This window comes from Sphingobium indicum B90A (genome assembly GCF_000264945.2).
Taxonomy (GTDB): Bacteria; Pseudomonadota; Alphaproteobacteria; order Sphingomonadales; family Sphingomonadaceae; genus Sphingobium; species Sphingobium indicum.
The window spans coordinates 1734569-1758970 of record NZ_CP013070.1 but is presented as its reverse complement, the minus strand read 5'-3'; the positions used below and the strand labels follow the sequence as shown (position 1 = coordinate 1758970).

The window sequence follows — 24402 nt, the reverse complement described above, 5'->3', positions numbered from 1 at the left end:
ATTGGAAAAACGTTACAAGGAATTGAGAAAGGAATTTCTTCCATCCCATTTTTCTAAAACGGGGTCGTATTCTGACGCTCAATATCGTTTTGCAGCAGCCTTTCGACTATTGTTTCACTCAGAGCTTGAGGGATACCTAGAAGCTTTGGCGTCGACTTTGCTCGACGGCATCGACGTTCGGGTCAGGTCTGGTCAGCAGTGCAAAGGTGCAGGCGCTATTCTTTGTCTTTATAAATCTGAGACAATGGGCGGCATGCCCATGCAAACTGACGAAATTGACACGCGGTCGTTCATCATTCGAAAGCAGCTGGCCTGCATTAACGAACATAAGCGCAGAATAGCCTCCAATAATGGAGTGAAGGTTCACAATTTACTCTCGATGTTCATACCCTTGGGGCTGGATGAAACGCAAATTAGTGAACAGCTTCTGATAGACTTGACGACTCTTGGGGCAAGGCGTGGGGATGTGGCGCATAAAGGTTTTAGGGCTATCACGGCCTTACCCGATCCAAAAGAAGAGAAGATTTTGGCTGAAAGGATCATCATTTCCCTGAAAGATTTTGAGATCCTCGCAGCCTCGATCTTCTAACTACTCCGCTGCAACAGCTTCCATCCCCAACAACGGCGCGAGATAGCGCCCGGTAAAGCTCCGGGCGTTCTTCGCGACCTTTTCGGGCGTGCCTTCGGCCACCACTTCGCCGCCCTTGACGCCGCCTTCCGGGCCCATGTCGATGATCCAGTCGGCGGTCTTGATGACGTCCAGATTATGTTCGATCACGACCACGCTGTTGCCTTGTTCGACAAGGGCGTGGAGGACTTCCAGCAGTTTGCGGACGTCCTCGAAATGGAGGCCGGTGGTGGGTTCGTCCAAGATATAGAGCGTGTTGCCGGTGGCTCGACGCGACAATTCCTTGGCGAGCTTGACGCGTTGGGCTTCGCCGCCCGATAGGGTCGTCGCCTGCTGGCCGACCTTGATATAGCCCAGGCCCACTTCGGCCAGCATCGCCATCTTGTCGCGGATCGGGGGGACGGCCTTGAAGAATTCCACCGCATCCTCGACCGTCATGTCGAGGACGTCGGCGATGGACTTGCCCTTGAACTTCACCTCCAGCGTCTCGCGATTGTAGCGGGCGCCGTGGCAGACGTCGCAGGTGACGTACACGTCGGGGAGGAAGTGCATCTCTATCTTGAGCACGCCGTCGCCTTGGCAGGCTTCGCAGCGGCCGCCCTTGACGTTGAACGAAAAGCGGCCGGGCTTGTAGCCGCGCGCCTGCGCTTCGGGGAGGCCGGCGAACCAGTCGCGGATGTTGGTGAAGGCGCCGGTATAGGTCGCCGGGTTGGAGCGGGGGGTGCGGCCGATGGGCGACTGGTCGATGTCGATCACCTTGTCGCAATATTCGAGGCCGGTCACCTTGTCGTGCGGGCCGGCGACGATGCGGGCGCCGTTGAGGGCGCGGGCGGACGCCGCATAGAGGGTGTCGATGGTGAAGCTGGACTTGCCCGAACCCGACACGCCGGTGATGCAGGTGAAGGTGCCGAGCGGGATGCTGGCGGTGACGTTTTGCAGGTTGTTGGCGCGGGCGTTGTGGACGGTGAGTTTCTTGCCCGATCCCTTGCGGCGGCGGGGCGGGACTTCGATGCGGCGGGCGCCGTTCAGATAGTCGGCGGTCAGGCTGTCCTTGTGCGCGAGCAGTTCGTTGAGGGTGCCCTGCGCGACGATCTGGCCGCCGTGGACGCCCGCGCCCGGCCCCATGTCGACGATATAGTCGGCGGTGCGGATCGCATCCTCGTCATGTTCCACGACGATGACGGTGTTGCCGAGGTCGCGCAGGCGCTTGAGCGTGACGAGCAGGCGGTCATTGTCGCGCTGGTGCAGGCCGATGGAGGGTTCGTCGAGGACGTAGAGGACGCCCGACAGGCCGCTGCCGATCTGCGAGGCGAGGCGGATGCGCTGGGACTCGCCGCCGGACAGGGTGCCGCTGGTGCGGTCCAGGTTCAGATAGTCGAGGCCGACATTGTTGAGGAAGCCGAGGCGCTCCACGATTTCCTTGAGGATGGCGCGGGCGATCTGGTTCTGCTGGTCGTTGAGGCGGGTGGGGAGGGTGGAGAAGAAACCGAGCGCGTCCACCACCGAGCGGCGGGTGGACATGGAGATGTCTTCGCCCGCGATCTTCACCGCCAGCGCTTCGGGCTTGAGGCGGGCGCCGTGGCAGGTCTCGCACGGCATGGCGGTCTGGTATTTGCTGAGTTCCTCCCGCATCCAGGCGGATTCGGTCTGGAGGAGGCGGCGGTTGAGGTTGCCGATGACGCCTTCGAAGGGCTTTTTGACCTCATAGCTTTTCTTGCCGTCGACGAAGCGCAGGGTGACGGGCTTGCCGGCGGTGCCGTGGAGGATGATCAGCTTCACCTCCCCCGGCAGGTCGGCCCAGGGGGTGTCGAGGGAGAAGCCGAACTCCCTGGCGAGGGAGCCGAGAACCTGCATGTAATAGGGGCTGGGCGGGTTGGACTTGGCCCAGGGGACGACGGCGCCCTTCTTGAGGCTGAGGGCTTCGTTGGGGACGACGAGTTCGGGGTCGAACTCCTGCCGTTCGCCCAGGCCGTCGCAGGCGGGGCAGGCGCCCTGGGGGGCGTTGAAGGAGAAGAGGCGCGGTTCGATCTCGGCTATGGTGAAGCCGCTGACGGGGCAGGCGAACTTCTCGCTGAAGACGATGCGGTTTTCGGGGATGCCGGCGTTCTTCATGCCCTTTTTGGTGGAGGTGAGGTCGGCGGCTTCGACAAGCTCAGGGCGAACGGAGGTGGGGGTGGGCCCCAGCGCCTCCGCCACGCTGGTGTCGGCGAGGTCGACATAGGCGAGGCCGTCGGCGAGTTTCAGGGCTTGTTCGAAGCTGTCGGCGAGGCGGGTGGCCATGTCGTCGCTGACGGCCAGGCGGTCGACCACCACTTCGATGTCATGCTTGTATTTCTTGTCGAGGGCGGGGGCGTCCTCGATCGCGTAGAGTTCGCCGTCGATGCGGACGCGGGTGAAGCCGGCCTTCTGCCACTCCGCCAGTTCCTTGCGATATTCGCCCTTGCGGCCGCGGACCACCGGGGCGAGGAGATAGAAGCGGGTGCCTTCGGGGAGTTGCATCACGCGGTCGACCATCTGGCTGACCGTCTGCGCGCTGATGGGGAGGCCGGTGGCGGGGCTGTAGGGAATGCCGACGCGCGCCCAGAGGAGGCGCATATAGTCGTAGATCTCCGTCACGGTGGCGACCGTGGAGCGCGGGTTGCGGCTGGTCGTCTTCTGCTCGATGGAGATGGCGGGGGAGAGGCCGTCGATATGCTCTACGTCCGGCTTCTGCATCATCTCCAGGAACTGGCGGGCATAGGCGGAGAGGGATTCGACATAGCGGCGCTGACCCTCGGCATAGATGGTGTCGAAGGCGAGGGAGGACTTGCCGGAGCCGGACAGGCCGGTGATGACGATCAGGCTGTCGCGGGGAAGGTCGACGTCGACGCCCTTGAGATTATGCTCGCGTGCGCCGCGGACGCTTATGGTGGTCAGCATTCGGTAGACCTTTGCCGAGAAATTTGCGTGAGACTCATGGGGGCGTGTTGTTCCAGATTTGTTCTTGGGAGGCAAGGGCCGGGCCGGCGCAAGATAGGGACTGTGCGGCGAAAGGAAAAGGCGGCGGCTTTGCTCCCGCGCCGGGCTGGGTTAAAGGGCGGGGATGAGCGGGATTTCGGTTCGGATGCGGTGCGGGGCGCTGGCCGCCGTAGTGGCGCTGGCGGGGTGTGGCGGGGGCGTCGAATATCGGCCGGTGAGCGACGTGCCGGTGCGGGTGGGCAAGCCCTATAGCGTCAGGGGCGTGACCTATGTGCCCGCCGCCGATCCCGGCTATGACTATCTGGGCTATGCGAGCTGGTATGGCGGGGAGAGCGGCAACCGGACCGCCAATGGCGAGCGGTTCCGGCCCAAGGCGGTGACGGCGGCGCATGTGACGCTGCCGCTGCCGAGCTATGTCGAGGTGACGGCGCTGGAGACGGGGCGCACGATCCTGGTGCGGGTGAACGACCGCGGCCCCTTTGCCGGGCGCGGGCGGATCATCGACCTGTCGCGCGGGGCGGCGGAGCAACTGGGGATCAGGGCGGCGGGACATGCGCCGGTGAGGGTGCGGGTGGTGGAGCCGCCGGAGAGGGACCGCAGGAAGCTGCGCGAGGGGCGGCAGGCGCCCGAGCGGCCGGTGGTGGACGCCCGGACGCTCGCCAATTTGCGGGCGCAGCTTGCTGCTGAGGGGCGCTGATGTCGTTCGTGGATGCCGGTCGTCGGTTCGTCGTCCGGGGATGCTGCCGGGCGCGGCGGGTCGGCGGATCATCGAATGGGGAAAACGGTCCCTTCGCAGCGGCGCTATGATGCAGGGCGAGGCGGCGATCACCGAATCCGGTTCGGCGGTTCGCCTGACGACAGTTTGAAAAGAGATCCCGGAGAGCCCGACAGCTTCCTGGATGCACCCCCGGCCATTCCCTTGCGCCGGGGGTGCTTTTTTATGTGCTTCGACTGCTGGACATTGTAATTTTACGTTACGGAAACATTGTTTTTCTTGCGTAAAATTGTCGTTTGTCCGCGTGAGACTGCACTTGGTCGAGAAGATCGTCGTTGGCCGACAGCAACGGGCACCAGTCGAAAGCGAAAAGCGGCGCGTTTGCAATGCGCCTAATCAGAATGGGCGAAGACAGAGACGATGATCTGTTGGAAGGCCCCTCTCTTCTCTTCGCTTGAGGTTCGCGCCGCGCTCCACGCGGAAGGGCCGACAAAAGCATAGCGTTGAGGAGACAATTGCCATGATCGCCATCAAATTCGCCGCTGCCATTGCCGCCATGGGCGCCGCCGGCACGGCTTCCGCCATCGAATTCGAGTCCAACGGAAAAAGTGTCGAGGTCAGCTATCATGATCTGGACCTGTCGAAGACGAGCGACCAGCGGGTCCTGAATGCCCGGATACGCCGTGCTGCGGCAAAGGTCTGCCCGCTCAACGATAACACGGCCGCGTTCGAGAAGTGCCAGCAGGTTGCCGCCGCGCATGTCCGCGGCGCGGTGGAACTAGCGATCGCCAAGGCCGGGAATGGCGAGCGTTTTGCCGATAGGGGCAAGGAAAAGCCCGTCGGTGCGGGCAACTAAGCTTTTCAATCGATTTTGAAGGAAGGCCCGGTGGTTGCCGGGCCTTTTTTGTTTTGGGAGCGGAGCGTGATGGGGTGACGTTGCGCATTTCCCCTCCACCACCGCTTTCGGCGGCGGTCCCCCTCCCCATCCTCGATGGGGAGGATTAATAAGGGTCAGCGGCCCGCCAGGGCGCGGGCGTTGGCGAGGTAGGTGCGGCCGATGCGGATTTCCGTGTCGTCGGCCAGGCAGGCGGACCAGACGCCGCTGCCGTCGTGGCGCAGGCGGGCGATATGGTCGCGGCGGACGATGTGGGAACGGTGCAGGCGGACGAATTGCTGAGGGTCCAGCCGGTTTTCCAGCGAGCTGATCGTCTGGTGCAGCAGATAGCTGTTGGCCCCGACATGCAGCCGCATATAGTCCCGCTCCGCCTCGATCCGGTCGATCTGGGCTGCGCCGATGCGGATCAGTTCGGAGCGGTGGGGCACCCAGAATTCCTCCGCCCATTCGGGTTCATCCTCTGCGCTGGTGGCGGGGGAGGGGGCGGCGCGGTTGCCCAGCGCCTGTTCGACCCGGTCGATGGCGCGGGACAGCCGTTCATGGGCGACCGGCTTTAGCAGATAGTCCACGGCGGCGAGGTCGAAGGCCTCCACCGCGAAGCCCTCGAACGCGGTGACGAAGATCACCGCCGGGCATATGCCCATGCGCGAGGTCGCCCGCGCCACGCCTATGCCGTCCAGCAGGGGCATGGCGATGTCGAGCATCACCAGGTCCGGCTCCAGCCCCTCGATCAGGCGCAGCGCCGCTTCTCCATCGCTGGCGGTGCCGACCAGGGCGATGCGCGGTTCGCGGGCGCAGAGCATTTGCAGGCGTTCCACGGCCAGGGGTTCATCGTCGACGATCAGCGTTCGGATGGTCATGGGTTCAACCTTTCACGGATCGCGCCAGGGTGTGCGGAGATTTCGTTCGGGGCGAGGCGAAAATGGTGGATTTTGAGAACCTCGAAACGAGGCGCGTGACTCGTTTCGACGCAGCGTACTTCAGTACGTGAGCACCGGAAGCGCAAAAAGCCGCCATTTGCAGCCCGTCCCGGACGAAATCTCCGCACACCCTAGCTCCTGCGGATGATGGGGAGGGTGAGGTCCACCGCGAAGCCGCCGCCGGGGCGCGGGCCGTAGTCCAGGCGGCCCTGTTCGCCGAAGCGGGCGGTCAGGCGGTCGCGCACATTGGCGAGGCCGATGCCGCTGCCCGCGTCGGCCTCGCGGGGCGGCTTGTCGCCATTGTCGGTGACGCTGATGTGGAGCATGCCTTCCTCCTCCCGCGCTTCGATGGCGATGGCGACCGGGCTGGAGGTGCGCGACACGCCGTATTTGATCGCGTTTTCGACCAGCGGTTGCAGGATCAGGCCGGGGACGCAGGCATTGAGCAGCCGGTCGGGAATCCGGATGCTGGTCGACAGGCGATCCGGGAAGCGGACCGCCTCGATGTCCAGATAGAGTTTCTGGAGATGCACCTCCTCCTCCAGCGAGACATCCTCCAGCGGGTCGCCGGTAAGGCTGGTGCGGTAGAAGTTGGAGAGGGAGAGGATCATCTGTTCCGCCTCGTCGCGCCGGTCCTTCATGACCAGGGAGGACAGCGAGTTCAGCGTGTTGAACAGGAAATGCGGGTTCACCTGGTAGCGCAGCGAGCGCAGTTCGGCCTGCTGGGCGGCGCGTTCCAGCCGGTCGGCGCGGCGTTCCACCCGATGCGCCTCGCTGGCGTAGGAAAGGGCGAGGTAGAGGCCCGCCCAGGCGGCGAGGAAGAAATAGCGGCTGATCGCGTCCTCCACGATCTGCATCAGGGCGAAACCCTGTTCGCTGGCATATTTCTGATAATCGGAATCGGGAAAGAGCGAGGCCGGGTCGTAGATGTTGAAGACATAGAAATTGGCCGCCGCCGTCGCCAGCGCGAAGGGCGCGGCGAGGGTGAAGGCGGCGATGATGCGCGTCGCGAGCGGCTGGCGGTCGAAGCGGCGCAGGCAGAGATAGAGAACCCAGGTGACGACGATGCCGATCACCGTCACCACGGCGCGGCGGGCGGCCATGGTCCCCTGCGCCTCGAACCCCATGACGGAGGCGCGCAGCGTCACCAGCACCGCGTAGAAGAACCAGAAACCCAGTATCGAATAGAGTGCGACCGTCGGCGGCACGCCCGGCTCGCCGTCCTCGTTTTTCATGCTCATGGGCGGAAGTCTAGGCCAAGGCGGGGGCGCTGTCGCCCCTGGACGGCGAAGCTGGTCGAAGGGTTCCATGCGTTGGTCGATAGGGGAGCGGGCGGAACCCGCCCCCGCCGCCGTCCGTTTCATGGCGCGAGGCGCTGATGCGTTCAAAAGGAGAGCATGATGAACGACAAGACCGATATTCGGCCCAACAGCCGCGAGGAAGCGGGCGACAAGCGGCCCACCGACGCGCAGGACCATGCCGTGACGACCGAGGAGAAGCTGGACGAGGGATTGATGGACAGCATGGATGCGTCCGACCCGCCGTCCGCGACCGCGCCGGGCGACAATGGCGATCCGGTTCCGTCATCCGGTTTCCCGGAAGGCGAACAGGGACCGGGAGGCAAGGGCCATCCCGAAGGCAAGGGCGGAAAGGACGGGCGATAGACGCTGGGGGAAATCGTGATATGATCGGTTGGAGGGCAGCCGCGACGTTGCCCTCCGCAGGTGAGAGGAGCCACTTCATATGCCGACTTCCGCCACTCCCGCGATCGAGCGCATCGCCCGCGTGCTGGCGGGGCGCCAGCTCAGCCTGAACGGCGAGGGCAGCGATCCGCATGCGGCGAGCGCAGTCGACGCCAGTTGGCAGGACCATGTCGACGATGCCTATGCGATCCTGCACACGCTGCGCGAACCCGATGCGCAAATGGCGCAGGCGGGCGATGTGGCGGTGTGGCGCAGCATGATCGGCGCGGTGCTGGAGCGGCGCGCGGATTAGGGGATTGGGGCCGGGGCGGACCCGCCATTAAGCGACCGTGCTCCTGCGAAGGCAGGAGCCGGGTCCGGGCGGTGCGATGGTCCATAGAGGGCGGAACTGGGCTCCTGCCTTCGCAGGAGCACGGTGCGCTTTGGACCGGACGCTCTCCGCCGGCGCGCTGTCCCTCCGTTGGGCGCATTCATGAAAATTACATGTTGCGCCGCACAAAGAAAAATGATTCCCTATGCTTGTCGGCAGAACCGGCGCTTAAGCTTGCAGTAACCATAGGGGGCGCATGTTCTGCTTACGACTTGAAGTCGGAGGGCAAAGACATGGCACGAGTGCAAGACCTGCGGACGGGGCGATCACCCTGGCGGAATTGCGAGAATTCGCCAGTTTCCCGGCCGCTACGCAGCGTTACATCCGAAGATCGCTGGACATCGGACTCCATCGGCGCGACGCCATGAAGCTGTGGTCGCGCGACATGGTGGAGGAAGCCAGCATCCGGGCGCAGGCGCGGGTCTACGGGCGGCTGGACGAGATCAAGGCGCGGGTGCCCGACGACAGCGGCCTGGACCAGATGGAGCCGTTCATGGCGCCGCTGGTGACGGTGTCCGCCTTCGACCTGGGGCAGGACCGGCTGTGCAGCTTCTCGGCCTATCGCTTCCTCTATGAGCGGCTGTTGGGGCGGGATCGCGGCCGTGGCTGCCGGGCGCCTTCTGCGCGGCGGCCAGCCTGCCGCATCTGCACCCCGAAAAGCGCCGGGCGCTGCTCCAGTCGATCAGCGAGGCGGCGGCGACGGCGGTCGGATGGTCGAACCGGGAGCCGACCTTCTATCCCGAATGGGTCGAGAAGGTGGACCTGAGCAAGGCGAACTGAACGTGCGATTCGGGTCCGTCCGGGGGACGGGCGCGGGAAACGCGGCGATGACGGCGCGGCGGGCGAGGCCCGGCGCGCCGTTGCCTTTTCCTGTCCGGAAGACCCGCCATCCCATTGATCCAGATCTGGATTATCATCATCGACTTGCCGGCGGAACTATGCCCTATTGCCGCCCGCAGGCGCGAGCCTGCGTGCGACCCAACTGAAGCCCCGCCCTTCTTCGCAAGAGGCGGGGCTCCTTTGCCTTTGGCGAGGAAGGACGGGCGCGGTTGGCGGAACGCAAGCCCTTGAATCGCTGGTCGGAGTTCCTAGATCGGGGTTCGTCACTCTTCCCCTTGGAGTGACGCCTCCCTGAACCTTGGCCCCGCCGTGGAGCTTGCTCCGGCGGGGTTTCTTTTTCGGCCGGGTCGGTGCCGTTCCGCCTTCCTTGCCGATAGCGATTGACAGGCATAAATGTGTAGATACACATATAGGAGCGAATCGGCATGATCGAACCGATGGGGTTCGGTCGCGCCGCTTCGGTGGAAGGCGGCTGGAGCATCGCGCGGGAAAGGCGGGAACCGATCCGCTTGGAACGATGCGACACCAAAAGCTCCGGCCCGAAGCCCTCGCAATCGTCGCGGCGGGGCGGATCTGTTTTCGACGCTTGTCGGGGACAGGCCTTTCCAATCTCAAGCAGAGCCCATCGGTCGAATGGGCCTTCCCGGGAGGGGGATTGATGATGATGAAATGGAAGGCTGTGCTTTGTCTTGCCGGCGCGGCGGTGGTCGTGCCGGTTGCCGCTCATGGTCAGTCGCCGTCCGGACCCATCGGGGAGGCGCCGGCATCGGCGGAACCGGCCGCCAGCCCGGCCGACATCGTCGTGACGGCGCAGAAGCGCGCCCAGAGCCTCAGCACCGTGCCGATGTCGGTGACGGCGCTGACCGGGGAGCAGCTTGCGGCGCGGGGGATCAACGATGTCCAGGATCTGGCGAAGGTCACGCCCGGCCTCAATTTCGTGCAGAGCGGCAGCGGCGTGCCGGTCTATTCGCTGCGCGGCGTGGGCTTTTACGACACGGCGGTGGGCGCGCGCCCGACCGTCAGCGTCTATGTCGACGAGGCGCCCTTGCCCTTTTCCGTGATGACGACCGGCGCCGCCTTCGATCTGGAGCGGGTCGAAGTGCTCAAGGGGCCGCAGGGAACCCTGTTCGGCCAGAACGCCACGGGCGGCGCGATCAACTATATCGCCGCGAAGCCCAGGGATGAGCTTGGCGCGGGCGTGACGGCGAGTTTCGCGCGCTTCAACACGCTGGACGCGCAGGGCTATGTCACCGGCCCGCTCGCGCCGGGCCTCAACGCCCGCCTGGCGGTTCGCGGGGTGCGCGGCGACGGCTGGCAGCAAAGCTATACCCGCAACGACAGCCTGGGCCGCCAGCGCATGCTCCAGGGCCGGTTCCTTCTGGACTGGCAGGCGTCCGACCGCCTCAAGCTCTCGCTCAACCTCAACGGTTTCATCGACGATGGGGATATGCAGGCCGGGCAGTTGCTGACGGTCATTCCGCTGTTCGCGCCCTTTGCCGCCACGATACCGCTCGTCACCAACTATCCCCGGTCGCCTGAGACGCCCCGCGCCGCCGACTGGAACGCCGATACGCCGTTCCGCAAGGACAACAGCTTCTACCAGGCGGTGCTGCGCGGGGATTACGAACTGACCGACGACATCACGCTGGTCTCGCTCAATTCCTATTCCCGCATGCGCATGCACCAGCGGATCGACCTGGACGGCACGTCGCTGTCGAACGGCGACCAGACCGTGCGCGGGCGGATCACCTCCTTCTCCACCGAGGAGCGGCTGACCGGCAATTTCGGGCCAGCGACGGTCATCCTGGGCCTGAACTACGCCTATGACAGGACGCGGGAAGACGCGTTCTGGTCCATGCCCTATTCGACCCAGAACAGCTATTTCACCCCGCTGACCAACGACGTCGCCGCCGCGCCCTATGGCTATCAGACTTCAACACCTATGCGGCGTTCGGCAATGTCGACTATGACATCGGCCGCCTGGTCACGCTGCACGCCGGCGCCCGCTATACCAAGGCGGACCTCCGCTATGAAGGCTGTTCGCGGCCGGGCAACCAGCATTCCGCCGATGCCTCGACCCGCCTGTTCAACGGCGTGCTCGCCATGGTGGGACGGCCGCTGATCCCGCCCATTCCGCTGAACGGCTGCTCCGCGCTCGACAACAACCTGGCCTATGCGGAGCATATCGGCGGAACCTTCAACGAGGACAGCCTGTCCTGGCGGGTGGGCGTCGACGTGAAGCCGGCCGAGCGCGTCCTGCTCTATGCGAATGCCAGCCGGGCTACAAGGCGGGCAGCGTGCCTGTCCTTTCGGGCACCAGCGTCGACCAGTATCTGCCGGTCAAGCAGGAGAGCGTCCTGGCGCTGGAGGCGGGGTTCAAGGCGTCGCTTTTCGCCGCTGTCGACGTGACCGCCCGTCTTCAACTATGACTATTCGGACAAGCAGCTTCAGGGCGCATCAATACCCTTGCGGGCGCCCTGCTCGCGCTCGTCAATGTTCCCAAGTCGCGAATTCGCGGTTTCGAGGGGCAGGTCACGGTCTATCCGACCAGCGGCCTGTCGCTGACCGCCGGCGACCTACCTGGACTCGAAGGTCACGTCCGACTTCATAAACTATACCATCATCGGCACGCGCAAGAACTTCATCGGCAATGATTTTCCCTATACGCCCAAATGGCAGGTCAATCTGGACGGCAATTACAGGTTTCCGGTTTCCGACCGGCTGGATGCCAATCTGGGCGCCAATTACAGCTATCGCACCAGCACCAATGCGGGCTTCGGCAACGAACCGCTGCTCTACATGAAGGATTATGGCGTGCTCGACCTGCGCGCCGGCTTCGGCAGCAGCGACGGCAGGTGGCAGGTCAGCGCTTTCGGGCGCAACGTGACCAACAGCTATTACTGGACCAACGTCGCCAAGCTGTTCGACGTGGTTCGCAGGCTGGCCGGGCAGCCCGCGACCTACGGCATCCAGATGAACTGGCGGCTCTAGCCGCGAACGACCGTCCGCAGCTTATGGGTCTCCACCGGGCCTTGAACGCCAGGCTTCGCGCCGCTTTTCCCACCAGGACATGCAGGCGGGAGCCGTGCACCGCCTGCCACGCATGCTGGGCGACCTCCTCCACGGGAGTGAGCTTCGCCCCGGATTTCAGCACGCGGTCCCGCTTGCTGTCTTCGCTGGAACCGGGCGTGCCGGCCAGCATCGGCGTGTCGACGAAGCTGGGAAAGAGGCAGCGGACCTTGATGCCCGAAGGCCCCCATTCCACGTCCAGCGCCTCGGAAAGGCCGCGAATGCCGTATTTCGTCGCCGAATAGACCGCCAGGCCGGCCGATCCGTAAAGCGCCGACGCGCTCGCCATGTTGAGCAGGCAGCTTCCCGCCGTGGCGGCGAGATAGGGGTGGGCGGCATGCGCGCCGTACATCATTCCGCGCAGGTTGATGTCGATCAGCGCATCGATTTCATGTTTCGCGGCATGCTGGAACGGCCCGCCCAGTCCGATGCCGGCATTGTTGAACATGACGTCCAGCCGGCCGCCGCTGAACTTCGCGAATTCGGCCAGGCTGCGGTCCCATTTATCCCTGTCGCGCACATCGAGGAGATGGAGCGAGGTATGCCCCTGGGGCAATTGGGCCGCCGTTTCCACCATGCCGGCTTCGTCGATGTCGGCAATGCCCACCAGCCAGTCTTCCGCCGCGAAGCGCAGCGCCACCGCCCTGCCGATCCCCGATCCGCCCCCGGTGATGAAGATCGCCCTGGGTTCATGCATCCAATCTCTCCCCGCCTGTCCGGCGATCATGTTCGTTGACCGGCCGGAGCTTGGCGGAATTGGTTTAATTTTACAACCATTACGTCTGAATGTCGGCCATCGGCGCCGCGCTGCATATCGCCCGTCAGGGGATTCCCCGCTATGCGTGTCCTTGGGAGATTCGAGGTGACGGTGACGGGCAGTTCGGGGAAATGCAGGATGCGCGCTACCGGGAAAGGGAAACCGGGCCGTGGCGGCTGAAGACGGAGGGGGGCAGGCCTATTTCCTGCCGATGGACGACGGGCGGTTCATGCCCACGCCCCATGCCGGGGGCGCGTGGAACGTCGCCGAACAGCATGTGGCGCCCGCCATCGGCCTGCTGGTCCATGCGGTGGAGGGCCGCGCGCGCCGACCGATTGCAGGTGGCGCGCCTGTCCTGCGACATCTGGGGCACCATGCCGATCGAGCCGGTCGGTATCGACGTCGCGGTGCTGCGGCCCGGCCGGACCATCGAACTGGTGGAGGCCCGGATCAGCCATGGCGGCCGTCCCGCCATCGTCCTGCGCGCCTGGCTGGCCCAGGCCTATGACAGCGGCGGCATGGCGGCGGTCAATTTTCCTTCCCTGCCGCCGCCCCAGGCCGTGCCCGCATGCGACCTGTCCCTCCTCTGGCCGGGCGGCTTCATCGCCAGCGTGGAGGTGAGGCGGGAAGGGCAATGGCCGGGCCGCGCCCGGTGCTGGGCGCGTTCGCCGCTGGCGCTGCTGGAAGGGCGGCAGGTGTCGGCGGCGGCGCGGTTCATGGGCCTGGCCGACATCGCCACGGGCTGGCGCCGCTTGCCTCCCCGCAGGAGGCGGCCTTCCCCAATCTGGACCTGACCGCCCATTTCCTGCGGTCGCCGGTGGGCGAATGGATCGGTTTCGACACCAGCGTTTCCGCCGGGCCGACGGGCACCGGCCTGACGCACAGCATCCTGCACGATGAAGGCGGGGCGTTCGGCACGCTCTGCCAATCCCTGACGATACGCCCGAAGGACTGAGCGGCGCCGGTTGCCCAGCGTCACCGCCGGGCGTCACCGCCTGGCGGCGCGATCCGTCCGGCCGGGCGTCGCGCCCTCCAGTTCCACCGCGCCCTCCAGTTCCACCGCACGTTGCAGGCGGCGGCGTACCTTGACCGCCGCCAGGTCGTTGGACAGCAGCATGGGTTTCAGGTCGAAGAAATCCTTGCTCCCCATCTCTCGCTGGGCGGCGGCGATGATCGGGCCGTCCTCCGTCTCGAAGGCGGCGTGCATGGCCGCCGTCTTGAACGCGTTATAGTCGCCATCCTCTTCCGCATGGTTGCGGCGGGTGGCGAAGAAATAATGGGTCTCATTCTCGTCGCCCGGCGTGCAACTGTGCAGGTCATATTGGCTGATGCCCTGTTCGAAGGGCGCGTCGTCCTGCGCCGCCGCGATCGACAACTGGATATTGGCGGGCGCCGTCCAGGTGACGCGGATGCTGTGGCGGGCCGCCTCCTCCGGCCGGGGCAGGAAGGGGGCGAAGATGCCGATGGGCGGGGTCTGGCTGTAGTCCCAACTGGCGGAGACGCTGTTCTCCGTCTCCTCCACCTGCGGGATCAGCGGCGACAATTGCCCCCGCGTCGTGATGATTTCGCCATGGACATAGTCGACATGGCTGAGGTCCATGACATTGTCCAGGATCAGGCGGTAATCGACCGGCAGCTTCATATAGGTGTGGCCGACGCCGTTGGCATGGCCCCTGTCCAGCGGCGAGAAGTCGGGAAGCAGGGCGGGATCGGCCGCCTCCTCCGCCATCCAGATCCAGATGAATCCGTGCCGTTCGATCAGCGGAAAGCCGCGCACGACCTGTCCCCTGGGCAATTGGCCGCGACCGTGCGGGTTGTGGACGCAATGGCCGCCGGCGTCGAACCGCAGCCCGTGATAGGGGCAGGCGATGGCGTCGCCCACCCGGCTGCCCATGGAAAGCGGGGCGAAGCGGTGCGGGCAGCGGTCCTGAAGGGCGACCGCCTCGCCCTGCGCGTTGCGGAAGATGAGGACCGACATGCCCAATATCCGACGGTGGAACAGCTGCGTCGCGTCGACTTCGCTGGAGAGGGCGGCGACGTACCAGGCGCGTTTCAGATACAGGCTGCTTGCCGACATGATCATCCTTTTCCCATGGTCGCCGCACCCGTGGCGGCGGATGCGGGGCGACCAGCAAGCGGCGTGCCAGATCGCGCCGCGCGGTCCTGCCGATGCGGCCGAGGCCGCCGAAATGCCGGTCCCGCGCCGGGAAAAGGGGGCGGGAAGGAAAGGGCGCCCATCGCCCCCGCGGCGGGCGGGCATGATCGGGCTGTTGAAAATCATCCGACATTGCCCCTATGACTGTCGAATATTAAACAGGAGAGGACATGGCGCGGGCAGGCGGATCGGCATCCGGCAAGTCGGGACTGGGCACGGCATTTCACGATGGCGGGGTCGCGCCGGTGGGCGAGAGCGACCTTGCCGATCTGCGCGACAGCTTCCACTTCGACCCGGCGCGGGCGGAAATCCGCCTGGGCAAGCGGCGGATGCTGCTGGTCGACGACATCGTGCTTGGCCAGTTGCGGCGGGAATTGGTGCGCGCTCTTGGTTATGAAAGCGCGCGCATGCTGATGTCGCGCATCGGCTATGGCACCGGCGTCGCGGATGCGCAGCTCGCGCAGGAATTGCGGCATAGCGGCACCCTGGAGGACATCTATCGCGCCGGGCCGCAATTCCATGCGCTGAAAGGGGCCGTGCAGGTCGAGGAACTGGCGTTCGAGGCGGATTTCGAGGCCGGGCGCTTCCATGGCGAATATGTCTGGCACAATTCGGCGGAATGCGCGTCCCATGTGCAGGAAATGGGCATCGGCGCGCATCCGGCGGGATGGCAGCAGGCGGGATATGCTTCGGGCTATGCCTCCACCTTCTTCGGCCGGCCGATGGTGTTCCGCGAACTGGAATGCATCGCGATGGGGCATGACCGCTGTTATCTGGTCGGGCGGCCGGCGGACGAGTGGCCGGACGCCGACAACGAACTGCGCTGGTTCCGCGCCGACACCTACAGCCGCCGCCCGGCGCCGCCGGACAGCGCGGCGCCGGTCGACGCCGACCTGCATATCGGCGCCCGCGCCATCGTGGGCGCGTCGTCCGGCTTCAACACGGTGCTGCACCTGGTGGACAAGGTCGCGCCGACCATGGCGCCGGTGCTGTTCCTGGGCGAAAGCGGCGTCGGCAAGGAAGTGTTCGCGCGCGAGCTGCACAAGCGCAGCCGGCGGGCCGACAGGCCGATCGTCGCGGTCAACTGCGCCGCCATTCCGGAGACATTGCTGGAAGCGGAACTGTTCGGGGTGGAGAAGGGCGCCTTCACCGGCGCGATCGCCACGCGCCCCGGCCGGTTCGAGCGGGCGGCGGGCGGCACGCTGTTCCTGGACGAGATCGGCACGCTGTCCCTCGCCGCGCAGGGCAAGCTGCTGCGCGTGTTGCAGGACGGCGATTATGAGCGGGTGGGCGGGACGAGGACGCTGACCGCCGATGTCCGCCTGATCGCCGCCACCAATGCCGACCTGCGCGCCGAGATGGAGGCAGGCCGTTTCCGCGCCGACCTGTTCCACCGGCTGAGTCCCTTTCCCGTCTATATCCCGCCGTTGAGGGAGCGGCGGGCGGACATCCCGGTGCTGGCCAATCATTTCCTCGCCCGTCTCTGCCAGCGGCACGGGCGCGGCCTGCTGCGTCTGGAGGCGGAGGTCGTCCGCGCCTTCCACGACTATGGCTGGCCGGGCAATATCCGCGAGATGGAGAATCTGGTGGAGCGCGGCGTCATCCTGGCGGCGGATGGGGAAGCGATCGGCCTGCACCATCTGACGCTGGGCGTGGGCAACCGGACCGAAGGCTTCGTGCCCGACCCGTTCCGCGATTTCGTCGCGCGCCGGTTTCGCGGGGGCGGCGGGGGCGCGGAGGCGGATGTCGGCGCGATGCTGCTCGACAGCGGGCTCAGCCGGCAGGAGATCGCCGACCGGCTGATCGCGGCCGCGCTGGAACGCAGCGGGGGCAATGCCAGCGCCGCCGCCGCCGCGCTGGGCATGACGCGCGCGCAGGTGCAATATTGGAAGGGGCGGCGGGGCGGATGAAGGCCCGCTTCCGCTATCGAAGGCCGCGGTCGGCCGGCGGCCCCGTCACCGTCTTCACCGCCTGGCGGAAACCTTCGATCAGCGGCGATTCGTCGCCGGAACGGCAGATCATGCACAGGTCGAACGCGGCCGGACCGTCATCTTCGGCCAGCGGCACATAGACCACGTCCGGCAATTGCAGCGTGCGCGCCGATTCCACTGCCGCCGCCAGTCCCACGCCGCTCGACACGAAGGCGACGGCCGTCACCACGTCATCGACCGTCTGCACGACATTGGGTTCGATGTTGAGATCGTGAAAGGCGCGCAGCAGGAAATTGCTGAACCCGCCCGACTGGCTGGCGCGGGGGTAGAAGATCATCGGTTCCCCCGCCAGGTCCGACAGGGCGATGGATGCGCGGCGCGCCAGCCGGTGATGGCGCGGCATGGCGATGATCATCGGTTCATGCACCACGCTTTCCCATTGCAGTCCGGGATATTCGAGGAAGAATCGGTTGAAGCCGATGGCGATCCGCCGTTCCTGCAGCGCCTTAACCTGCGTGTCGCGGTCCATATTGTGCAGGACCACCTCGACATTGGGATAGCGCTTTCGGAATTCGAGCACGATGCGCGGCACGATGTCGAGCACGGCGGACCCGAACACGCCCACGTCCAGCCGGCCGAGCGCGCCCTGGCCGATCAGTTGCGTCGTGGCGCACGCCTGTTCCACCAGGTTCAGGATGTTCACCGCCTCCGTATAGAGGGCCTGCCCGGCGGCGGTGGGTTCGACGCCATGACGCTTGCGCACCAGCAGGGACACGCCCAGCACTTCCTCCAGATACTGGATCTGGCGGGTCAGCGGCGGCTGGGACAGATGGAGTTCCTGGGATGCGCCCCGGATGCTGCCGTGGCGCACGGTCTCCACGAAATAGCGCAGGTGGCGGATGTCGATGCGGTTCGCGAACATGTCTTGCGCCTTTCCGATGCTGTCGAGATATGCCTTGCAGGTATCTCAAAGAGCATAAAACAGTATTATTGGGTAAGGCTATCCTTCGTTAGAAGGTCTGGCAACGACATGGAGAGGACAGTTGGCGCATTTCCGGCATTTCATCGACGGAACCTTCACGCAGGGAACGTCCGGCAGGACTTTCCCCAAATATCGGCCGAGCGACGGAGCCCTGATCGGCCATGTGCATGAGGGCGGCCGCGCCGAGATCGACCTGGCGGTGCAGGCGGCGCGGGCGGCGCAGAAAGGCCCGTGGGCAGGGCTGACGGTGGATGATCGGTCCGACCTGATGCGGGCCGTCGCGGACGGGATCACCCGGCGCTTCGACGATTTCGTGGCGGCGGAAATGGCCGATACCGGCCAGCCCCGGTCGATGATGGAACATGCCTTCATCCCGCGCGGCGCGGCCAATTTCCGGATTTTCGCCGACGTCGTGAAGAATGTCGCGACCGAGAGCTTCCAGACGCCGACCCCGGACGGGCGGGGCGCGCTCAACTATGCGATTCGCAAGCCCAAGGGCGTGATCGGCGTCATCTGCCCGTGGAACGCGCCGCTGCTGCTGATGACGTGGAAGGTCGCGCCGGCTCTGGCCTGCGGCAACAGCGTGATCGTGAAGCCGTCGGAGGAGACGCCGGGCACCGCGACGCTGCTGGGCGAGGTGATGAACGATGCGGGCGTGCCCGCGGGCGTCTATAATGTCGTCCATGGCTTCGGCCCGGACAGCGCTGGCGGATACCTGACACAGCATCCGGGCGTCGACGCGATCACCTTCACCGGCGAGACGCGCACCGGCACCGCCATCATGCAGGCGGCGGCGCACGGCCTGCGCGACGTGTCCTTTGAATTGGGCGGCAAGAACAGCGCGATCGTCTTTGCCGACGCCGACCTCGACGTGACGCTGGAGGCGCTGGGCCGATCCGTCTTCCTCAATTGCGGGCAGGTGTGCCTGGGCACCGAGCGGGTGCTGGTCGAGCGGCCGCTGTTCGAGGCGCTGGTCGCGGGTCTCAAGGAAAAGGCGGAGGCGCTCAAGCCCGGCGCGACGCTGGGTCCGCTTATCTCCGCCGAGCATCGCGAGAAGGTGCTGTCCTATTATGCGAAGGCCGTGGCGGAGGGGGCGAGGGTCGTGACCGGCGGCGGCGTGCCGACCATGCCCGACGAGCTTTCGGGCGGCCATTGGGTGCAGCCGACGATCTGGACCGGCCTGGCGGACGAGGCGTCGGTCTGGAACGAGGAGATTTTCGGTCCCTGCTGCCATATTCGCCCCTTCGGCAGCGAGGAGGAGGCCATCGCCGTCGCCAACGCGACCGATTACGGCCTTTCCGCCGCCATCTTCACGCAGGACCTGTCGCGCGCGCACCGCGTCGCGGCGGAGGTCGACGTGGGCATCACCTGGGTCAACAGCTGGTTCCTGCGCGACCTGCGCACGCCCTTCGGCGGCACCGGGCACAGCGGCATCGGCCGGGAAGGCGGGGTCCACAGCCTCGAATTCTACACCGAGCTGCGCAACATCTGCGTGAAGCTGTGACCATGCTGGACGCGGCCACCATCGCCCGGCATGGCGACGAGCTTTACGAGGCGCTGGTCGCCGGCGCGACCGTCCCCAACCTGCGGGACCGGGTGCCGGGCATCACCATCGTCGATGCCTACCACATCCAGGCCCGCATGGTCGGGCGGCGCGTCGCCGCGGGCGAGACGGTGGTCGGCAAGAAGATCGGCGTCACGTCCAGGGCCGTGCAGAACGCCATCGGCGTGTTCGAGCCGGACTTCGGCATATTGACCAGCGCCATGGCCTATGACGATGGCGCGACCGTCCCCATCGAAGCGCTGATCCAGCCCAAGGCGGAGGCCGAGATCGCCTTCGTCCTGAAACGCGACCTGAAAGGGCCCGGCGTCACGGCGGCGGACGTGCTGGCGGCGACGGACCATGTCCGCGCCTGTTTCGAGATCGTCGACAGCCGCATCACGAACTGGGACATCCGCATCCAGGACACTGTGGCCGACAACGCGTCCTGCGGCGTCTATGCGCTGGGCCGCGAGAAGATCGATCCGCGCGACGTGGATCTGGCGCTGGCCGGCATGTGGGCGGAGCGCAATGGCGAGCAGGTGGCCGTGGGCGTGGGCGCGGCCGTGCAGGGATCGCCCGCCAATGCGGTCGCCTGGCTCGCCAATACGCTGGGCCGGCTCGACATGCCCTTCCTGGCCGGGGAGGTGATCCTGTCCGGTGCGCTGGGACCGATGTTCCCGGTGGGCGAGGGCGACCATATCGCCATGCGCATCGGCGGGATCGGCGATTGTTCCCTGACCTTCGGCCGGAGGACCGCCGATGCTTGACGCAGCAGCCATCGCCGAACTGGCGGACCGGGTGGACGGCGCCCAGTCGAACCGCCGCACCATCGCGAAGCTGACCGACGATTATCCCGGCATGACCGTCGATGACGGCTATGCCGTGCAGGACGAATGCCTGCGCCGCTGGCAGGCGCGGGGCCGGGCGCTGATCGGCTACAAGGCCGGTCTCACCTCGCGGGCCAAGATGATCCAGATGGGCGTCGACGTGCCGAGCTTCGGCCTGCTGATGCGCGACACATGCGATGCGGAGGGCGGCGCGGTGCCGACCGCCGGGCTGATCCATCCGCGCGTCGAGGGAGAGATCGCCTATGTCATGGCCCGCGACCTGTCCGGCCCGGACGTTTCCATCGATCAGGTCCATGCCGCGACGGACTTCATCCAGCCCGCCATCGAGATACTCGACAGCCGGTTCGAAAAGTTCAGGTTCGACCTGCCGAGCGTCGTCGCGGACAATGGCTCCAGCGCGCGCTTCGTCATGGGCGGGCGGATGCGGCGGCCCGGCGACGTCGACCCCGCGACCATCGGCATCGTGCTGGAAATCAACGGCGAGGCGGCGGCGCTGGCCTGTTCGGGCGCGGTGCTGGGCCATCCCGCCCGCGCCGTGCAGATGCTGGTCGCCTGGCTGCATGAGCGGGGGCGGATATTGCCCGCCGGATCGGTGGTGCTGACCGGCGCCGCGACGGAGGCGATGCCGATCGACAAAGGCGACATCGTCTGCGCCCGCTTTCAAGAGATGGGCAGCATCAATGTGAGGATCGACTGATGCCGATTATATCCGTGGTCATTGGCGAAGGCCGTTCGATGGAAAGGAAACGCGCCTTCATCCGCGCCCTTACCCAGGCGACGGTCGAAACCATGGACGTGCGTCCCGACCAGGTGCGCGTGATCCTGAACGAAACCCCCTTGGACCATTATGCCGTCGCCGGCGTGACGTTCGGCGAAAAGGCGCAGCAGGGACAAAGTCGATGACCAAAGTGAAATGCGCCATCATCGGGCCGGGCAATATCGGCACCGACCTGCTCTACAAGCTGCTGCGTTCCGACAGGCTGGAGCCGGTCTGGATGGTGGGCGTCGATCCGACGTCCGAGGGGCTGGCGCGGGCGCGGGAGCTGGGGCTGAAGACCACCGACGCGGGCGTCGATGGCCTGGTGCCGCATGTCGCCAGGGACGGCGTGAAGATCGCGTTCGACGCGACGTCGGCCTATGTTCATGCCGAAAACAGCCGCAAGCTGAACGAGCTGGGCGTGCTGATGATCGACCTGACGCCGGCGGCCATCGGTCCGCTTTGCGTGCCGGCGGTCAACCTGGCGCAACAGGCGCGCGACGGCGCGGTCAACGTCAACATGGTGACCTGCGCGGGTCAGGCGACGATCCCGATGGTGAACGCGGTCAGCCGCGTCCAGCCGGTCGACTATGCGGAGATCATCGCGACCGTGGCGTCCAGGTCGATCGGCCCCGGCACGCGCAAGAATATCGACGAGTTCACCCGCACCACCTCCGCCGCGATCGAGAAGGTCGGCGGCGCGGCGAAGGGCAAGGCGATCGTCGTCATCAATCCCGCAGAACCGCCGCTGATGATGCGCGACACCGTCTATTGCGAGACCGCCGACGAGCCGGACCGCGAGGCGATCAGCGCATCCGTGCGCGAGATGATCGCGCAGGTGCAGCGCTATGTGCCGGGCTATCGGCTGAAGAACGGCCCGACCTTCGAGGGGCGCAAGGTCTCCATCTTCCTGGAGGTGGAGGGGCTGGGCGACTTCCTGCCCCGATATGCGGGCAATCTGGACATCATGACCGCCGCCGCCGCGCGCACGGGCGAGATGTTCGCGCAGGAGATGATGGAGAGCGTGCAATGACGACGACCGCGCAGATCAAGGGCCGGAAGGTCAAGCTGCATGACATGTGCATGCGCGACGGCATGCATTCGATGCGGCACCAGATCAGCCTGGACCAGATGATCGCCATCTCGACCGGGCTGGACGAGGCGGGCGTGCCCCTGTTGCAGGTGACGCATGGCGATGGATTGGGCGGTTCGTCGCTCAACTATGGGCGCGGCGCGCACAGCGACCGCGACTATATCACCGCCGTCGCGTCCCGCATGAAGAACGCCACCGTGTCGGTGCTGCATGTGCCGGGCATCGGCACGCTGGACGAACTGCGCATGGCGGCGGATTGCGGCGCGGGCTGCGTCCATGTCGCGTCCCACTGCACGGAGGCGGACGTGACCGAACAGCATATCGGCCTTGGCCGGAAGCTGGGGCTCGACACCGTGGGCTTCCTGATGATGGCGCACATGACATCGGTCGAAACGCTGGTCGAACAGGCGCTGCTGATGGAAGGCTATGGCGCGACGACCGTCTATTGCGTCGACAGCGCCGGCTACATGCTGCCCGAAGAGGTGACGGCGCGGATCGGTGCGTTGAGGGGGGCGTTGCAGGCGGAAACGGAGATCGGGTTCCACGGCCATCACAATCTGGGCCTTGGGATCGCCAATTCGCTGGCCGCCGTGGCGGCGGGAGCCAGCCGGATCGACGGGTCCGCCGCCGGTTTCGGCGCAGGCGCCGGCAACACCCCGCTGGAGGTCTTCGCCGCCGTGTGCGAGCGGATGGGGGTGGAGACGGGCGTCGACACCTTCCGCCTGATGGACGTCGCGGAGGAGCGGGTGCTGCCGATGATGGCCAGGCCCCCGCGCGCCGACCGGGACAGCCTGACGCTGGGCTATGCCGGGGTCTATTCCACCTTCCTCTACGCGGCCAAGGATTGCGAGCGCAAATATGGCCTGCCCGCCCGCGACCTGCTGGTCGAACTGGGCCGCCTGAAGATGATCGGCGGGCAGGAGGACATGATAGAGGATACCGCCCTCACCATGGCGAAGGAGCGCGGGCTGATTTCGGCCTGACGCCGGTTTTCAGATCGGAGTGAAGAACATGTCCGTTCCGGGCAGGAATTTCGGCGCCCATTGCGTGGTCGTCGGCGCGAGCGGCGCATTGGGCAGGGCGATCGTCGCCGGGCTGGTGGCGCGCAAGATGCATGTCGTCGCGGTGGCGCGGTCGCGCGAGCCGCTGGAGGCGCTGGTCGATCGCCATGGCGCGGGCGTGGTGATGCCGGTCGTGGCCGACTTCGCGTCCGACGATGCGGTCGATGCGCTTCGGGCGCGGCTGGACCGGCCGGTCGCCATGGTCGTCCATGCGCCGGGCGTGCCGGTGGCGGGCGGCATTCGCGCCGCGCCCACCGACGCGCTGGTGGAGGCCTGCAACATCAAGGTCGGCGGCTTCGTCCGACTGGTGCGCGCGGTGGAGGACCGACTGCACCGCCACAGCCGCCTGGTTGCGATCGGCGGCCATTACGGGTTCGAGCCGACGGCCTATGCCGCCACCGCCGGGGTCGCCAATGCGGCGCTCGCCAATGTGGTGCGGCAGATGAGCTGGGCCTATGGCGGAGAGGGGGTCACCGCCCATCTGGTCGCCCCCGGCCCCGCCGATACCGATCGGCTGCACAAGGTCGCGGCGGCGCGGGCGTCTGAAAATGGCGGCTCGGTCGCGGACGAGCTGGACGCGATGCGCGGCGAATCCGCCATTGGCGCGCTCACCACCCCGGGCCAGGTCGCCTGGGCCGTGGCGATGCTGCTCGATGCGGAGGCGGACGCCATGGCGGGCGCTGCGATGATGCTGGACGCGGGCCGCAGGCGCGGCCTGCCCTGAAGGAAGGAGAAGCGGCATGCCCATCGTGCAATTCCACCTGGTGGCGGACCAATATCCGGACGAGGCGGTGGCCGCGCTGCTGGAGGCGGCCTCGCTATTCTATGTGCAGGCGCTTTATCCCACGGTCTCGCCGCCGCCCCTGGAGCGGGTGCGCGCCTTCGCGACGAACGTGCCGGCGCATCGCTGGGCGACGGGCGGCCGGCTGGTCAGCGACGGAGGGACGGCCGCGCCCTGGTTCACCTGCATCGCGCTGGAAGGCCGCCCGGCCGGCCAGTTGCAGGCCCTGGCGGCGGGATTCACCGACCTTGTCGAGCGCCATCTGGGCTGCGAACGGTCGCTGATACGCGGCACGGTGATGCAGGTCGCGCCCGCGCTGTGGAGCATCGGCGGCGTTCCCGCCAGCGAGGCGCGCGCGTCCGAAGCGTCGCTGCGCGCCGGATGACGGATGGCGGG

At 66.2% G+C, this 24402-nt stretch carries 23 protein-coding genes and 4 pseudogenes; 21 read left to right on the top strand and 6 right to left on the bottom strand.

Annotated features, from left to right (window positions below):
- Position 1: 1 nt before the first annotated feature.
- Entirely contained in the window at positions 2–589 is a 588-nt protein-coding gene (locus tag SIDU_RS19265) for a HEPN domain-containing protein (RefSeq protein WP_129965402.1), read from the top strand.
- On the opposite strand, the gene uvrA is transcribed toward SIDU_RS19265, so the two are convergent.
- The gene (gene uvrA / locus SIDU_RS08550; RefSeq protein ID WP_007684730.1) at positions 590–3547 is read right to left on the bottom strand and encodes an excinuclease ABC subunit UvrA; all 2958 of its coding nucleotides are present in this window, start codon (positions 3545–3547) and stop codon (positions 590–592) included.
- A gap of 163 nt (positions 3548–3710) precedes the next feature.
- On the opposite strand from uvrA, the gene SIDU_RS08545 reads away from it, so the two are divergent.
- Together SIDU_RS08545 and SIDU_RS08540 are read left to right on the top strand one after the other, a co-directional pair.
- Entirely contained in the window at positions 3711–4283 is a 573-nt protein-coding gene (locus SIDU_RS08545; protein WP_073507132.1) for a septal ring lytic transglycosylase RlpA family protein, read from the top strand.
- A gap of 538 nt (positions 4284–4821) precedes the next feature.
- Positions 4822–5157, top strand: coding sequence for a UrcA family protein (locus tag SIDU_RS08540; RefSeq protein ID WP_007684746.1), 336 nt, complete (start codon positions 4822–4824; stop codon positions 5155–5157).
- Positions 5158–5312: 155 nt separating this feature from the next.
- Here the strand turns inward: SIDU_RS08540 and SIDU_RS08535 are convergent, their stop codons facing one another.
- Together SIDU_RS08535 and SIDU_RS08530 are read right to left on the bottom strand one after the other, a co-directional pair.
- Complete coding sequence (locus SIDU_RS08535; protein WP_007684748.1) at positions 5313–6056, bottom strand: LytR/AlgR family response regulator transcription factor; 744 nt, start codon at positions 6054–6056, stop codon at positions 5313–5315.
- A 191-nt stretch (positions 6057–6247) separates the two neighbouring features.
- Entirely contained in the window at positions 6248–7357 is a 1110-nt protein-coding gene (locus SIDU_RS08530) for a sensor histidine kinase (protein WP_007684750.1), read from the bottom strand.
- A 156-nt stretch (positions 7358–7513) separates the two neighbouring features.
- Here SIDU_RS08530 and SIDU_RS08525 point away from each other — a divergent pair, with 156 nt between their 5' ends.
- From SIDU_RS08525 to SIDU_RS20295, 7 genes and pseudogenes are all read left to right on the top strand, one after another.
- Positions 7514–7780, top strand: a complete 267-nt coding sequence (locus tag SIDU_RS08525; protein ID WP_007684751.1) for a hypothetical protein — start codon at positions 7514–7516, stop codon at positions 7778–7780.
- A 79-nt stretch (positions 7781–7859) separates the two neighbouring features.
- Entirely contained in the window at positions 7860–8111 is a 252-nt protein-coding gene (locus SIDU_RS08520; protein ID WP_007684754.1) for a hypothetical protein, read from the top strand.
- Positions 8112–8385: 274 nt separating this feature from the next.
- Positions 8386–8969, top strand: a pseudogene (locus SIDU_RS08515) (hypothetical protein).
- 577 nt (positions 8970–9546) lie between these two features.
- Positions 9547–10122, top strand: a pseudogene (locus tag SIDU_RS20300) (TonB-dependent receptor plug domain-containing protein); the annotation flags it as partial.
- A 755-nt stretch (positions 10123–10877) separates the two neighbouring features.
- Positions 10878–11291 (top strand): annotated as a pseudogene (locus SIDU_RS19990) (TonB-dependent receptor); the annotation flags it as partial.
- Between the two features lie 35 nt (positions 11292–11326).
- Positions 11327–11458 (top strand): hypothetical protein, encoded by a 132-nt coding sequence (locus SIDU_RS20225; protein ID WP_257787149.1) that lies wholly within the window; start codon positions 11327–11329, stop codon positions 11456–11458.
- Positions 11459–11609: 151 nt separating this feature from the next.
- Positions 11610–11855, top strand: a pseudogene (locus SIDU_RS20295) (TonB-dependent receptor domain-containing protein); the annotation flags it as partial.
- A 37-nt stretch (positions 11856–11892) separates the two neighbouring features.
- Here SIDU_RS20295 and SIDU_RS08505 read toward each other — a convergent pair.
- Positions 11893–12795, bottom strand: a complete 903-nt coding sequence (locus tag SIDU_RS08505; RefSeq protein ID WP_148663250.1) for an SDR family oxidoreductase — start codon at positions 12793–12795, stop codon at positions 11893–11895.
- Between the two features lie 335 nt (positions 12796–13130).
- Between SIDU_RS08505 and SIDU_RS08500 the strand changes: the two genes are divergently transcribed.
- Positions 13131–13649, top strand: a complete 519-nt coding sequence (locus SIDU_RS08500) for an acyl-CoA thioesterase domain-containing protein (RefSeq protein ID WP_250637873.1) — start codon at positions 13131–13133, stop codon at positions 13647–13649.
- Complete coding sequence (locus SIDU_RS20290; RefSeq protein ID WP_335682231.1) at positions 13598–13810, top strand: thioesterase family protein; 213 nt, start codon at positions 13598–13600, stop codon at positions 13808–13810. The genes SIDU_RS08500 and SIDU_RS20290 overlap by 52 nt, the downstream gene beginning before the upstream one ends.
- A gap of 33 nt (positions 13811–13843) precedes the next feature.
- Here the strand turns inward: SIDU_RS20290 and SIDU_RS08495 are convergent, their stop codons facing one another.
- Positions 13844–14932, bottom strand: a complete 1089-nt coding sequence (locus SIDU_RS08495; RefSeq protein WP_025772747.1) for an aromatic ring-hydroxylating dioxygenase subunit alpha — start codon at positions 14930–14932, stop codon at positions 13844–13846.
- A 248-nt stretch (positions 14933–15180) separates the two neighbouring features.
- On the opposite strand from SIDU_RS08495, the gene SIDU_RS08490 reads away from it, so the two are divergent.
- Positions 15181–16920: a sigma-54-dependent Fis family transcriptional regulator gene (locus tag SIDU_RS08490; RefSeq protein ID WP_007684766.1), complete on the top strand. Its 1740-nt coding sequence runs from the start codon at positions 15181–15183 to the stop codon at positions 16918–16920.
- A 13-nt stretch (positions 16921–16933) separates the two neighbouring features.
- Here the strand turns inward: SIDU_RS08490 and SIDU_RS08485 are convergent, their stop codons facing one another.
- Positions 16934–17863, bottom strand: coding sequence for a LysR family transcriptional regulator (locus SIDU_RS08485; RefSeq protein ID WP_007684768.1), 930 nt, complete (start codon positions 17861–17863; stop codon positions 16934–16936).
- A 121-nt stretch (positions 17864–17984) separates the two neighbouring features.
- On the opposite strand from SIDU_RS08485, the gene SIDU_RS08480 reads away from it, so the two are divergent.
- Genes SIDU_RS08480 through SIDU_RS08445 form a run of 8 tightly spaced genes read left to right on the top strand, consistent with a single transcriptional unit; the run spans position 17985 to position 24391 of the window.
- A complete protein-coding gene (locus SIDU_RS08480; protein WP_007684770.1) occupies positions 17985–19427 on the top strand; it encodes a 2-hydroxymuconic semialdehyde dehydrogenase in 1443 nt (480 codons plus the stop codon).
- A 2-nt stretch (positions 19428–19429) separates the two neighbouring features.
- Complete coding sequence (locus SIDU_RS08475; protein ID WP_007684772.1) at positions 19430–20233, top strand: fumarylacetoacetate hydrolase family protein; 804 nt, start codon at positions 19430–19432, stop codon at positions 20231–20233.
- The gene (locus SIDU_RS08470; protein WP_007684773.1) at positions 20226–21011 is read left to right on the top strand and encodes a 2-keto-4-pentenoate hydratase; all 786 of its coding nucleotides are present in this window, start codon (positions 20226–20228) and stop codon (positions 21009–21011) included. Before SIDU_RS08475 ends, SIDU_RS08470 begins: the two co-directional genes overlap by 8 nt.
- Entirely contained in the window at positions 21011–21217 is a 207-nt protein-coding gene (locus tag SIDU_RS08465; RefSeq protein WP_007684774.1) for a tautomerase family protein, read from the top strand. Before SIDU_RS08470 ends, SIDU_RS08465 begins: the two co-directional genes overlap by 1 nt.
- Positions 21214–22104: an acetaldehyde dehydrogenase (acetylating) gene (locus SIDU_RS08460; RefSeq protein WP_007684776.1), complete on the top strand. Its 891-nt coding sequence runs from the start codon at positions 21214–21216 to the stop codon at positions 22102–22104. Before SIDU_RS08465 ends, SIDU_RS08460 begins: the two co-directional genes overlap by 4 nt.
- The gene (gene dmpG, locus SIDU_RS08455; RefSeq protein ID WP_007684778.1) at positions 22101–23147 is read left to right on the top strand and encodes a 4-hydroxy-2-oxovalerate aldolase; all 1047 of its coding nucleotides are present in this window, start codon (positions 22101–22103) and stop codon (positions 23145–23147) included. The genes SIDU_RS08460 and dmpG overlap by 4 nt, the downstream gene beginning before the upstream one ends.
- A 28-nt stretch (positions 23148–23175) precedes the next feature.
- A complete protein-coding gene (locus tag SIDU_RS08450; RefSeq protein ID WP_007684780.1) occupies positions 23176–23949 on the top strand; it encodes an SDR family oxidoreductase in 774 nt (257 codons plus the stop codon).
- A gap of 16 nt (positions 23950–23965) precedes the next feature.
- Positions 23966–24391 (top strand): tautomerase family protein, encoded by a 426-nt coding sequence (locus tag SIDU_RS08445; RefSeq protein ID WP_007684782.1) that lies wholly within the window; start codon positions 23966–23968, stop codon positions 24389–24391.
- The last annotated feature ends 11 nt before the right edge of the window (positions 24392–24402 follow it).

What these genes read in the sequence shown, in the direction of transcription:
- SIDU_RS08485 (WP_007684768.1), bottom strand. Translation starts at nt 17,863, where the DNA reads ATGTTCGCGAACCGCATCGACATCCGCCACCTGCGCTATTTCGTGGAG.
- SIDU_RS08530 (WP_007684750.1), bottom strand. Translation starts at nt 7,357, where the DNA reads ATGAGCATGAAAAACGAGGACGGCGAGCCGGGCGTGCCGCCGACGGTC.
- SIDU_RS08525 (WP_007684751.1), top strand. Translation starts at nt 7,514, where the DNA reads ATGATGAACGACAAGACCGATATTCGGCCCAACAGCCGCGAGGAAGCG.
- SIDU_RS08460 (WP_007684776.1), top strand. Translation starts at nt 21,214, where the DNA reads ATGACCAAAGTGAAATGCGCCATCATCGGGCCGGGCAATATCGGCACC.
- SIDU_RS08490 (WP_007684766.1), top strand. Translation starts at nt 15,181, where the DNA reads ATGGCGCGGGCAGGCGGATCGGCATCCGGCAAGTCGGGACTGGGCACG.
- SIDU_RS08445 (WP_007684782.1), top strand. Translation starts at nt 23,966, where the DNA reads ATGCCCATCGTGCAATTCCACCTGGTGGCGGACCAATATCCGGACGAG.
- SIDU_RS08535 (WP_007684748.1), bottom strand. Translation starts at nt 6,056, where the DNA reads ATGACCATCCGAACGCTGATCGTCGACGATGAACCCCTGGCCGTGGAA.
- SIDU_RS08545 (WP_073507132.1), top strand. Translation starts at nt 3,711, where the DNA reads ATGAGCGGGATTTCGGTTCGGATGCGGTGCGGGGCGCTGGCCGCCGTA.
- dmpG (WP_007684778.1), top strand. Translation starts at nt 22,101, where the DNA reads ATGACGACGACCGCGCAGATCAAGGGCCGGAAGGTCAAGCTGCATGAC.
- SIDU_RS08465 (WP_007684774.1), top strand. Translation starts at nt 21,011, where the DNA reads ATGCCGATTATATCCGTGGTCATTGGCGAAGGCCGTTCGATGGAAAGG.
- SIDU_RS08495 (WP_025772747.1), bottom strand. Translation starts at nt 14,932, where the DNA reads ATGTCGGCAAGCAGCCTGTATCTGAAACGCGCCTGGTACGTCGCCGCC.
- SIDU_RS08470 (WP_007684773.1), top strand. Translation starts at nt 20,226, where the DNA reads ATGCTTGACGCAGCAGCCATCGCCGAACTGGCGGACCGGGTGGACGGC.
- SIDU_RS08540 (WP_007684746.1), top strand. Translation starts at nt 4,822, where the DNA reads ATGATCGCCATCAAATTCGCCGCTGCCATTGCCGCCATGGGCGCCGCC.
- SIDU_RS08505 (WP_148663250.1), bottom strand. Translation starts at nt 12,795, where the DNA reads ATGCATGAACCCAGGGCGATCTTCATCACCGGGGGCGGATCGGGGATC.
- SIDU_RS08450 (WP_007684780.1), top strand. Translation starts at nt 23,176, where the DNA reads ATGTCCGTTCCGGGCAGGAATTTCGGCGCCCATTGCGTGGTCGTCGGC.
- SIDU_RS08500 (WP_250637873.1), top strand. Translation starts at nt 13,131, where the DNA reads ATGTGGCGCCCGCCATCGGCCTGCTGGTCCATGCGGTGGAGGGCCGCG.
- SIDU_RS08475 (WP_007684772.1), top strand. Translation starts at nt 19,430, where the DNA reads ATGCTGGACGCGGCCACCATCGCCCGGCATGGCGACGAGCTTTACGAG.
- SIDU_RS08520 (WP_007684754.1), top strand. Translation starts at nt 7,860, where the DNA reads ATGCCGACTTCCGCCACTCCCGCGATCGAGCGCATCGCCCGCGTGCTG.
- uvrA (WP_007684730.1), bottom strand. Translation starts at nt 3,547, where the DNA reads ATGCTGACCACCATAAGCGTCCGCGGCGCACGCGAGCATAATCTCAAG.